This window comes from Trichococcus sp. K1Tr (assembly GCF_028309625.1).
Classification (GTDB): Bacteria; Bacillota; Bacilli; order Lactobacillales; family Aerococcaceae; genus Trichococcus.
In genome coordinates this window covers 348,140-359,559 of record NZ_JAQMHR010000002.1, presented here as the reverse complement: position 1 = coordinate 359,559, position 11,420 = coordinate 348,140, and the positions used below count along the sequence as shown (strand labels likewise).

The window sequence follows — 11,420 nt, the reverse complement described above, 5'->3', positions numbered from 1 at the left end:
CCGGTGTCCTCCGGTGGGTGGATCCCCGCCGGAGCTGGCGACCGCTCCAGCTGCTCTCCTCCGGTCAGCGGAAGTTCTCCTCTCTGCTCCGGCGAGCGGAGGCCTCGCCGGAGTTCGGCCAACATTCCTCTTCCGTCCTCCGATGAGAGAAGTTTGGCAGGAGGTGAAGCTGAAAGTTACCGGTGTCCTCCGGTGGGTGGATCCCCGCCGGAGCTGGCGACCGCTCCAGCTGCTCTCCTCCGGTCAGCGGAAGTTCTCCTCTCTGCTCCGGCGAGCGGAGGCCTCGCCGGAGTTCGGCCAACATTCTGATTCCCTCCTCCGACGAGCGAAGCTTGGCAGGAGGTGAGGCTGAAAGTTACCGGCGTCCTCCGGTGAACGCGGGGCCATCGCTGGTTGTCCGATAAGCCGAAAATATCGGACAACCACGGCGCGGGACCTTCTCTAGTTGTCCGATAAACTAAAAATATCGGACAACCGAGGCACGGGGCCTTCTCTAGTTGTCCGATAAACCAAAAATATCGGACAACCAAGGCGCGAGGCCTTCTCTGGTTGTCCGATAAATCGACTCTATCTGCTCTTCACCAACAGGTTGATTGCTTGTTGGACGCTTTCTTCTTTCGAAATGTTGTCTTTTTCCTGGTCATTTACACAGGAAACCAGATTTTCCGCAACGATGATGCCCATTGCGCGGTCGATGCTGGATCGGACTGCGGATAATTGCGTCACGACGTCAGAACAGTTCTTTCCGTCTTCCATCATGGCAAGGATGCCGCGCATTTGTCCTTCCGCACGCTTAATGCGGTTGATTATATTTTTGTTGTATTGGTTCACACAACTTCACCCCTCCAGGCCGAAATGCCTCCCATTACGTTCGTTACTTTGTAGCCCTTTGATGCAAGATATTGGCAAGCTGCAGCTGAGCGAGCACCGCTCAGGCACATAACATAGTAATTTTCATCCTTATCCAGTTGATCCACAGTATCTTCTAAACCGCTCAAAGGCATAGAGATGGCACCGTCAACGTGTGCATGTGCATATTCGTCTGCTTCACGTACGTCCACTAGTTTGACAGGAGTTTTTTTCCATAATTGTTCGAATTCCGGCATTGTAATTGATTGATACATATTATTTTACCACCTTTTCTGGTCTGACGGTTGCATATAAGCTGAATGCACCATCTAAATTTTTGACTGTAAATCCATTTTGTTTCAATACACGTTCTGCTATATAGCTACGTAAGCCGCTTTGGCAGCTGACGATGATCGGTGTTTCTTTCGATAATTCTCCGATACGTGCGCGTAAATCATCGACTGGGATGTTGATGGCGCCCTTCAAGGCTCCTAGTCTTGCGATTTCGCCCTCACCACGGACGTCCAACAGTTGATAGCCCGCTTCCTGCATCTTTTCCAATTCATACCATTGGATGGATTCAGAAACGCCTTCGATGATGTTCGTGGCAGCGTAGCCGGCCATGTTGACTGGGTCTTTGGCTGATCCGAACGGTGGTGCGTATGTGAATTCCAATTCCGGCAAATCATGTACCGTCAAATTGCCTTTGATTGCTGTAGCAATGATATCGATACGTTTATCTACGCCATCCGCCCCGATAGCTTGCGCTCCGTAAATTTCACCTGTTTTCGGATGGAAAACCAATTTCAGGACGATCGCTGACGCATTCGGATAGTAGCCGGCATGGTTCTTTCCTTGGATATGCACGACTGCATACTCTTTTCCTGACAGCTGCAATTGGCGCTCGTTCAGACCTGTGGAAGCTCCGGCCAAACCGAATACACGCACGATTGCGGTTCCGATGCTGCCTTTATTTTTTCTGTTCAAGCCGCTGATGACATCAGCTACTTGACGTCCTTGACGGTTCGCTGGTGAAGCCAAAGCGATCATGGTGTCTTCACCAGTGATTTGCTGCTTCACGATGATTGCGTCACCGACTGCATAGATGTCTTTTTTGCTTGTTTCATAGTTCTCATCGACCAGAATTCCACCGCGCATACCTGTTTCGATACCCGCAGCGATCGCTAGGCTGTTCTCAGGTTGGACGCCGACTGACATGATCGTCAAATCGCTTTCCAGTGTCACGCCGTTTTCAAGGACGATTGTTTTACCTTCATTTTGGAAAGCCGTAGCCGCAACGCCTGTATACAGCGTCACACCGTTCGCTTTCAATTCATCCGCTAAGTAAGCAGCCATTTCTTCATCGAATGGAGGCAAGACATGCGGTGCTTTTTCAACGATTGTTACAGCCAAACCGCGGTGCGCTAAGCTTTCAGCCATTTCAAGACCGATGAATCCTGCTCCGATGACGACCGCTTTTTTCGGTTTATGCTCAAGGATGAAACCTGTGACAGCATCCACATCCGGTACATTGCGCATTGTGAAGATATTTTTGGCTTCGGACAGACCTTCTGCTGGCGGTACGAATGGCTTCGCGCCTGGGGATAAAATGACTTTATCGTAAGCCAGTTGGTATTCGCCATCTTTAGAACGGACTGTCACTTCTTTTTTATCCGGATCGATTGCGGTCGCTTCGCTGAAAGGACGAACATCCAAGTCAAAACGAGCGCGCAGTTGCTCAGGGGTTTGAACCAAGAGATCGCTGCGTTCTTGGATATCGCCTGAAACATAATAAGGCAAGCCACAGTTCGCAAAGGAAACGAAAGGTCCTTTTTCCAATACGATGATTTCTGCATCTTCATTCAATCTTCTCAAACGCGTTGCAGCGGACATACCGCCTGCCACTCCACCGATAATAACAATTTTCATCATAGTTTTCCTCCTCTTGTCGGGCCTGACCATGCGGACATGCCGCCTTTGACATTGACTACATCGTAGCCTTTTGATTTTAAGATAGTTGCTGCACGTTTGCTGCGTCCACCTGATTGGCAGATCACATACACTTTACCCTTAGGGGTATATGTTTCCGCTTTTCTCAACGGAATATTTTTTGCGCCCGGAATATGTCCTGCGATGAATTCGTTCGGTTCACGGACATCGATTATTTGTGGTTTTTCAGTTAATTTTGCTTCCAGTTCCTTAGTGGATACGGAAGGCATACTGTTGAATAAATTAAATAGCATACTTGGCTCCTTTTTCGTAAGTAGTATCAATCGCTTATGGACTTATAATACCCCATAGGGTATATTTTGTAAACCATTTTTATTCAAAAATTTTAAAAATGTTAAAAAAGCCTGATGCATAGCCATTCTTCCGATACTTAACAAAATAAACACACAAGCAGCCCTCCCTGCTTACACGCTCCTCTCCCGCATAATATAGAGAAAAAAGACCGCAAAAGTTGCGTAGGAACGCAACTCTGCAGTCTTTCTTCTTATTGATTGCTTTTATTCTCTGCACGTAGGCGTTCGATAAAGCTTTTTATGTGTTCGAAGGCTTCTTTCAGCTCTTCGATTGAATAAGCGTAGGAAATACGTATAAAGCCCTCTCCGCTCTCTCCGAAGGCTGTTCCAGGCACAACGGCCACTTTTTCCTCCATAACCAAACGGGTAGCGAACTCTTCCGAAGTCAAACCGAATTCGGTTATGTTCGGGAAGATATAAAAGGCGCCATAAGGTACAAAACACGGTAAGTCCAAATCTTTTAGGACTTTCATTAGATAACGGCGGCGTTGATTGTAGCTTTCACGCATCTCGGCAACGTTGTCATCGCAGTTCCGTAACGCAACGATACCGGCGTACTGACTCGTCGTCGGTGCAGCCATGATGGCGAATTGATGGATTTTGATCATCTGCTCCATAATGATCGGCGGAGCAGTTGCATAGCCCAGACGCCAACCGGTCATCGCATACCCTTTCGAGAAGCCATTGATGTAAACGGTCCGTTCCTTCATTCCCGGCAAAGCGGCAATGCTGAAGTGATTTCCATTGTAGGAAAGTTCACTATAAATTTCATCAGTGATGACGAATAGATCGTTGGCGATGATGACTTCAGCGATCGCTTCCAGGTCCTCTTTGGACATAACAGCCCCAGTCGGATTGTTGGGATAAGAAAGAATCAGCACTTTTGTTTTCGGAGTGATCGCCGCTTCCAGTTCTTCTTTCGTCAAACGGAATTGGTTCTTCTCCTGCAACGGGATAGCGACAGGAACCCCGTCAGCCAAGACGATGCACGGAAGATAGGAAACATAGCATGGCTCCGCGTAGACGACCTCGTCGCCCGGATCCAGCATGGCCCGCAGCGCCAAATCGATGGCTTCACTTCCGCCTACCGTAACGACAGTTTCATCCTCGGGGGAATAGTGCAGATTGTAGCGGCGTTCCAAGTATAAGCAGATTTCCTGACGAAGTTCGGCCAAACCGGCATTAGCTGTGTAGAAGGTGCGCCCTTTTTGAAGGGTATACATGCCCTCGTCACGCACAATCCATGGGGTGTCAAAGTCGGGCTCGCCTACCCCCAACGAAATCACTCCAGGTATCTCATTCGCAATATCAAAAAATCTCCGGATGCCGGAAGGTTTGATTTCGCGCACCTTAGCATTTATCGGATTTCTCATGGAGTCAGCACCATCCGTTTGTCGTCACCCTCATCCACGAACAACGTGCCGTGGTCTTTATAACGTTTCAATACGAAATGAGTGGTGGTTGATTGTACTTCGTCGATCACAGAAAGGCGTTTCGCAACAAACAGAGCAATCTCTTTCATCGGTGCTTTCTTCAGTTGCACCATAAAATCGAACCCGCCGGACATCAGGAATACGGTCTCCACTTCCGGGAATTGGTAGACTTTTTCCGCGATACGGTCGAATCCGGATCCTCTTTGCGGATTTACGCGTAGCTCGATGATGGCAGAAACTTCGTCATCGCCGGTCTTGTCCCAGTTGATCAAAGTATGGTAGCCGCAGATAATTTTGTCCGCTTCCAGTTCTTTCACGGCAACCGCCACTACTTCTGTGTCCACGCCCAACATCACCGCAACTTCTTCATCAGTCAGTTTGTTGTTCTTTTCGATAATCTTCAGAATCTTTTCCTTCAATTCGTTTTTCATCGTTTTGCCTCCTCTGGCTGTACGCATTCGGGCCATTTTCAGGCTCTATTATTCATTTTTTGATAAATGAAATTTCTTTCATTTTATCACCCCTGACAGGCACTTGCAAATATGTTTTCGGGAATGGAGACTGGCAGGACGGCCCATCAGCACTGAAAAAAACGCAAAAAAAACTCCACAGGCTCGCGGAGCGCGGACTTGTGAAGTTTTTTCCTTATCGATTAATAACGCGTATCCAAGAATCCGCAGAATGCATCTACTGGAGAAACGCCAGTGAATTCGGAACGGCCAACCATTTTGTTGACAAGAGCTTGCAGTGTGAAGTCTTTTGAATCGTATGTGTTGATGTAAGTTTGTACTTGCGGCACGTCAGCCAAGTGGTTCGGTGCTTGCACAGATATAAAGATTGTAGGGATCTCATGGACATAGAATGGAATGTCCGGTGTTCCTTTTGAAGCTGGCCATTGGATGCGTTGATCCGTATTCGGTTGTACCGAAGCTACGTTGATGACCAAATCGTAAGCCGCAATCAAATCTTTGATCGGACGTTTCTGAGCGTAAACGTTAGCCACAGCAGCGGCCCTTTCTTCTTCCGGCAATTTGTTGATCCGCTCTTCCGTGGATTCCCAGATGGAGACTTCAAAGCCTTCAGCTTCCAGGATGCCTTTAAATGTATCGACTGGACGGACAGCTTCGCCGCCGATCATTGCGCCGAAACCGCCTTTATGGCCTTCAACATTGACCAATAGGACACGTTTCGTTTTATCCGGTGAAATCGGGAAGATGTTTTGGTTGTTTTTGACCAAAGTAATCGCTTTGTCCGCAACTTCAACTGCGATCGCTTTGTTTTCCGGCAAGCCGATTTTAGCCATTGCTTCTTCTTTGGATGGCAAGATTTCTGTTTTCGCTTTTTTGTGCAGACCTAAAGCAGCTTTTGTGCCCAAGATGCGCGTCAAAGCTTCTTCCAAACGCTCGTCCGTGATGACGCCGTTGTTGTAGCCATCCAACATCCATTGGAAATCTTCGTCCGGATCGTTGAAGAACAAGAACAAGTCGGAACCTGCAGCGATAGCTGTCGGCAGCATATCTTGACGTTTCATGGCGGAAGTCATCGCAACCATGTGGCTGGCATCGGTAACGACCAGACCATTGAAGCCCATTTTGTCGCGCAACAGATCAGTCAGGATGTATTTGTTCAAAGTAGCCGGCATAATCTGTTCTTGAACGCTAGCAGCCGGATTGAAGTGTTTCACGTATTCAGGCAAGGAGATGTGCCCTGCCATGATCGAAGGCAAGCCGGCATCGAACAAAGTGCCGTACACTTTACCGAAAGTAGCGTCCCATTCTTCAGTGGAATATGGGTTTACGCTGAATGATAAATGTTGGTCGCGCTCATCGATTCCGTCGCCAGGGAAGTGTTTTGCCGCTGGCGCAATGCCGCTTTCCTGGATCCCTTTCATGTATGCCAACGACAATGCGATCGTTTTGTCGACATCGCCGCTCCATGTACGGGTTGCGATGATCGGGTTACGCCAGTTGCGGTTGATGTCCACAATTGGAGCGAAACTCCAGTTGCAGCCGATAGCAGCAGCTTCAACACCGGAAACGCGGCCCATTTCATATGCGTACTTCGTGTCGTTTGTGGCAGCGATTTTCACTTCAACGCCGATATAGGTGCCGTCTTTACAAGCTCCGTTACCGCCTGCTTCCGTGTTTGCTGCGATCAATAAAGGAATTTTGCTGTTTTCCTGCAGAATTTTGTTTTGCTCATATACTTCTTCTGCCATGCCAGGATTGTAGCGGACTCCCCCGATATGATAGTTATTCAATACGCCAGTCAAATATTCCTCTGTACGTTCTGATCCCATATTTATGAACAGTTGTCCGATTTTCTCTTCGACAGACATGCCTGCAATCGTATCTTTGACCCACTTGATTCCCTCGGCATCCAAGTTATAAGGTTTAGTAGTTAAATCGACTCTCATGATTTGTCCCCTCTCAAAATAGTTCTGGAACAGATCGGTACTGCAGCGCGTTGGCGTCAGCACCGTCTTTCCTACAAGAACAAGTATAGGCATTTTATCCAAAAAAATGAAGGCACTTACACCCCGTTTCCAAAAGGTTCGGATTCTGTTCAAAATTGAACCGTTGGCCTGCAGCGCGTAACGGCTAGCCCTAATACTTTTTGGAAACCGCTCTATGAAGCCATTTCACTTGATAAAAAAACACTTTAGAAGACCCCCGACGCACAAAAAAGAAGCCATGCAGAATTGTCACTTTTTTGTCAAAGTACCTTCCAATCGAAAAACGGAGCTCTCCCAAGGAAGGCTCCATTTTCTGTTTTATTCTCATAAAATCATTCGACAAGCTCGCCGACGATCGGCAGTCTTTCAAGGACCTTTTTGCCGTGGGGCGACAGGTTGGTGATTTCTTCTGTCAATTCATTGCCTGCAGTCAAGCCCAATTTATGGTCTCCGTTTTTCCAAGCTTCCACATTTGTGACATCGTAGACTACCCCATCGACGGCTACATATGCCGGCTGACCATCCTTGCCGTTGTATTGGCTGAGTTCTTCGAGCGTGAAGGTCCGCATTTCTGTGGCGGAACTGTCCGTTGCGCCCTCTTCAGATGAACTGCTGACCGATACGACTTCGGAACTCGTTGTTGCGCTGTCTTCAACAGTGGCAGGCGCACAGGCGACCAACAGCAGGCCAGCCAGTCCTGCTTGCAGCATCAGGCTCAATTTTCTTCTGGGCATTGTCGGTTCCTCCTTCATCATAAACCAAATGTTTCATAATGGATGCGGTCTTTGGGAACACCTTTTTTAAGCAAAACTGCTTCGACTGCATTCATGAATGGCGGCGGACCGCACAACAAGTACTCGGCAGCCTCAAATCGAATTTCATTGTCCTGGAGAATCTTCTCGATTTTTCCTTCATCAAGAAAGCCGTTCTCATTGGCAAAGAATGGCACCAAACGGAAATCAGGGAGCGTATCCTTCAACGTTTCCAGCTTATCGGTAAACCCATACTCATCCTGATTTTTCAGGCTCCAGATCAATACTGTTCTGTTCGGAAATTGCAGGCGCGCGCTGTTTTCCAGTATCCCCAGCATCGGCGTGATCCCGATTCCTCCCGCAAACATGACCATACTCACTGTTTTATCGTGCATGCCTTCCTGGACATGCCACATTCCGCCGTAAGGGCCTTCCAGCGACGCTTTGACGCCCGGCTGCAGCGTTTGGAACCGGTGGGTGTAATCACCGGAATCCTTGATGGCCAATGCGGCTTCATCCCGATCCTGCGGGGCACTGATCAGCGAGAAAGGATGCTCTTCCGATGAATATTGCGCGTCATACAGGCGCAGAAAGACAAACTGCCCGGCTTGGTAAGGGAATAGTTCGCCGTTGTCAGGTTTCAGATGCACTTCCAGGACATTGCCCTTTTCCGGTCTTGTGGCGGTGACTGTGTACAGGTTTTTTTTGAGTCTTGTGGGTTTGAGGAATTTATGGTTGATGTACAGGCCAAATGCCAAAGCGAAATAGCCTCCGAGGATGGCGGCGGCAAGGTAGTCTCCCTGCACAATCACGGTCATGGTCAAGACATGGATAGCCAAAAAAGTGGCGGCGACAATGTTGAAATTATGGACGAATTTCATTTTCTCGTAGTTGGCGATCGGATATTTTTTGAGGGTTATTTTGGCCGTTTTGACGATTTTTTTTCGTCCGAACCAATTGGTCATGATGAGAGCGGAAAGGACAGCGATGGTCAAAAAAAAGATGATGGCCAGGTCCCCGAAGATGGTCGAATAGCGGTATACCCAGCCCCAGAGAAGCGTCACCCATAATTTATGCGTGACTCCGATTGACAAAGCGACGACGGCCATGATGGCATGAAATCGATTCAGCTTGTCCAAGCTGAAGTAGTGTTCGATAAACCTCGGACGGGATGCGATGATGACTCCCGTCAAAAGCCATGTATAGGATACGATTCCTAGAAAAGGCGGTCCTGCGAAAAGGAAGCTCCTGTTCCTGAGTGCGACTGCAGCAATAAGCACAGGGAGAAGGATATAAGCGGCAACAATCAGCAGGCGCATCAGTTTTCTGTTCATTGGCGAGCCCTCTTTTCTTCTGCTGGTTTCGGCGGACAGATGCAAGGAGCGTTCCTTTCTGCAGGGAATGCATCTCTTGTGTCCATTTTATAACGTTATGCAAACGGATACAAACTAGAAGCCTCGACTGACAAAATGCAAAAGCAACCGGAATACACTTCTGAAGCCAAATGCTGTGATACAATAAAAAAAATAACCAAAAATAAGGAATGATGATATGGACCATACAAAAAAACAACTGACATGCAACCAGACGCGAAACGTACGCACTGCTTTCGTGTCCTACAGCGAATTGAACGATAAAGATACCCTGTTCGGCGGCGAAATCATGTCGCACTTCGATTCAGCCTGCGGCAGAGCCGTGTTCAACTTCGTCAAGCGGCCTTCCTTCACCGCGACTGTCGATTTGGTCGCCTTCATCCAGCCTGTCCGGATAAATGAGGCCATCTATGTGGAGGCGTATGTTTCCGGCTGCGGGAACACATCCGTGGAAGCATTCGCCAAGCTGACCGCCACGGATGTCCGCACAAGCGAAAGCCGCATCTGCGCTTACGCCTTCCTGACTTTCGTCATCACCGACAGCTCGGATCCCGACTTTGTGATGCCACTGATCCAGCCCGAGTCGGAGGAAGAAAAGATGATTTGCGCCGGCTACGAGGAGCGCAGGATCAACAATCTGACCAAACGCAACCAGAACAGCCGTCTGCTTTCCGGACTTTCCACCAAACAGATTTGGGATCGCTGAACTGTTCCACGGCTGGGCGTCATCTACAGCAAGATCCTGCCCCTCGATAAACACCTTATTTTTCTGTATTATTTTACCGGAATTCAAACCGTTTTCATAGCAGCGGACATCTAATGCATCCTACTGAATGAAATTCCGGCGCAAGCATCCCGGCATGCTTTTTGCTGGTGATCCAAAGCACGAATAAAATGAGCACCTCCCGTCTTCCTCATTAATATAATGGTGAAGACGGGAGGTATTTAGCATATTTGCCATTCTTCATCAACCCCTCTTGAATAAAGCTGAGGGAACTGTTAAAATGATAAAGTGGTTAAAATATTTCTTATTCCTAACCCGGATGCAATGATTTCAAACGAAACGAAAACTGTACCATTCTAAAACTATCACTGTGTAAGCTCAACAAAAAAACAAAGGAGGGAAGCTCATGAAACAAACGGTAACGATGCCGAAAATCAATCCGAAAAACGATGAAGTCATTTTTGGAATCTGGACGAAAAACATCGGAGATTCAATCGCAGCTGGCGAAGTATTATTCGAGGTTGAAACGGATAAGGTCGTCAGCGAAGTCGAGAGTAACTTTAACGGCGTGCTAGTAGAAACCTTGGTCAAGGAAAATGATACCGTCCAAACCGGTGAAGCTATCGCAATTATCGACATACTCTAACCTTCAGGAGGAATGATTTTGGAAACAAAACCACAATGGTTCAAAGTGCGCTATAACCCAGAAGCCGTTGAAAAAGTAACACAATTAATGGACGAACTCGAATTGAATACCGTGTGCAATGAAGCCAGCTGTCCAAACATGGGCGAATGCTACAGCAGCGGTACAGCTACCTTTATGATTTTGGGGCGCATTTGTACGCGGAGTTGTCGTTTTTGCGATGTTACCCATGGCAGGCCAGGCCCTGTCAATGAAAAAGAGCCTCAACAACTAGCTCAAGCAGTCAAAAAAATGGGCTTGGAATATGTTGTGATCACAAGCGTCGACCGCGATGATTTACCGGATTACGGAGCTGGCCACTTTGCTGAAGTCATCGAAGAAGTACGCAAACAGAATCCACACACAATGATCGAAGTACTGACACCCGACTTCCAAGGAGACCAGTTGGCGATCGATAAAGTCATTGCGGCAAAACCAGATGTATTTAACCATAATATGGAAAGCGTGCGCCGCATTTCACCGAAAATTCGTCACCGCGCCACTTATGATTGTTCTCTGGACGTACTGGAATATGTCAAAAAACAAGATCCCAGCATTTTGACGAAAACGGGCATTATGCTTGGCTTAGGCGAAACAGCCGACGAAATCAATGAATTGATGGATGATTTACGTGCAGTCGATGTGGACTTTTTGACAATCGGCCAATACTCACAACCTTCAGCGAAGCACTATCCATTGCATGAATATGTACCCGCGGAAACTTTTGCTGAATACCAACGGACAGGCATGGCGAAAAAATTCAAATATGTAGCAAGTTCACCGCTTGTGCGAAGCTCCTACCGTGCCCGTGCCGCTGTCGAATCCGTTCATACCCAATAAGGAGGAAAA

At 47.8% G+C, this 11,420-nt stretch carries 12 protein-coding genes; 3 read left to right on the top strand and 9 right to left on the bottom strand.

Annotation, left to right across the window (positions count from 1 at the left end; all coding sequences use genetic code 11):
* Positions 1 to 567 precede the first annotated feature (567 nt).
* From PH235_RS05120 to PH235_RS05080, 9 genes are all read right to left on the bottom strand, one after another.
* A complete protein-coding gene (locus PH235_RS05120; RefSeq protein WP_086626847.1) occupies positions 568 to 831 on the bottom strand; it encodes a metal-sensitive transcriptional regulator in 264 nt (87 codons plus the stop codon).
* Positions 828 to 1,124: a rhodanese-like domain-containing protein gene (locus PH235_RS05115; protein WP_086626846.1), complete on the bottom strand. Its 297-nt coding sequence runs from the start codon at positions 1,122 to 1,124 to the stop codon at positions 828 to 830. Before PH235_RS05115 ends, PH235_RS05120 begins: the two co-directional genes overlap by 4 nt.
* Position 1,125: 1 nt before the next feature.
* Positions 1,126 to 2,778 carry an FAD-dependent oxidoreductase gene (locus PH235_RS05110; RefSeq protein ID WP_272161546.1) on the bottom strand — a complete coding sequence of 551 codons (1,653 nt, stop codon included), beginning with the start codon at positions 2,776 to 2,778 and terminating at the stop codon, positions 1,126 to 1,128.
* The gene (locus PH235_RS05105) at positions 2,778 to 3,092 is read right to left on the bottom strand and encodes a rhodanese-like domain-containing protein (RefSeq protein WP_272161331.1); all 315 of its coding nucleotides are present in this window, start codon (positions 3,090 to 3,092) and stop codon (positions 2,778 to 2,780) included. The genes PH235_RS05110 and PH235_RS05105 overlap by 1 nt, the downstream gene beginning before the upstream one ends.
* 251 nt (positions 3,093 to 3,343) lie before the next feature.
* Positions 3,344 to 4,525, bottom strand: coding sequence for an aminotransferase class I/II-fold pyridoxal phosphate-dependent enzyme (locus PH235_RS05100; protein ID WP_272161330.1), 1,182 nt, complete (start codon positions 4,523 to 4,525; stop codon positions 3,344 to 3,346).
* Entirely contained in the window at positions 4,522 to 5,016 is a 495-nt protein-coding gene (locus PH235_RS05095) for an Lrp/AsnC family transcriptional regulator (protein WP_086626843.1), read from the bottom strand. Before PH235_RS05095 ends, PH235_RS05100 begins: the two co-directional genes overlap by 4 nt.
* 221 nt (positions 5,017 to 5,237) lie before the next feature.
* Complete coding sequence (locus PH235_RS05090) at positions 5,238 to 7,001, bottom strand: glycoside hydrolase family 3 protein (RefSeq protein ID WP_272161329.1); 1,764 nt, start codon at positions 6,999 to 7,001, stop codon at positions 5,238 to 5,240.
* Positions 7,002 to 7,372: 371 nt separating this feature from the next.
* Positions 7,373 to 7,609, bottom strand: a complete 237-nt coding sequence (locus PH235_RS05085) for a cytochrome b5 domain-containing protein (protein ID WP_272161545.1) — start codon at positions 7,607 to 7,609, stop codon at positions 7,373 to 7,375.
* A gap of 182 nt (positions 7,610 to 7,791) precedes the next feature.
* Positions 7,792 to 9,126 carry a ferredoxin reductase family protein gene (locus PH235_RS05080; protein WP_272161328.1) on the bottom strand — a complete coding sequence of 445 codons (1,335 nt, stop codon included), beginning with the start codon at positions 9,124 to 9,126 and terminating at the stop codon, positions 7,792 to 7,794.
* A 217-nt stretch (positions 9,127 to 9,343) separates the two neighbouring features.
* Between PH235_RS05080 and PH235_RS05075 the strand changes: the two genes are divergently transcribed.
* From PH235_RS05075 to lipA, 3 genes are all read left to right on the top strand, one after another.
* Positions 9,344 to 9,871 (top strand): acyl-CoA thioesterase, encoded by a 528-nt coding sequence (locus PH235_RS05075; RefSeq protein WP_272161327.1) that lies wholly within the window; start codon positions 9,344 to 9,346, stop codon positions 9,869 to 9,871.
* A 424-nt stretch (positions 9,872 to 10,295) separates the two neighbouring features.
* Entirely contained in the window at positions 10,296 to 10,535 is a 240-nt protein-coding gene (locus PH235_RS05070; protein WP_086942143.1) for a lipoyl domain-containing protein, read from the top strand.
* Positions 10,536 to 10,553: 18 nt separating this feature from the next.
* Complete coding sequence (gene lipA / locus PH235_RS05065) at positions 10,554 to 11,411, top strand: lipoyl synthase (RefSeq protein ID WP_233436726.1); 858 nt, start codon at positions 10,554 to 10,556, stop codon at positions 11,409 to 11,411.
* Positions 11,412 to 11,420: the final 9 nt, after the last annotated feature.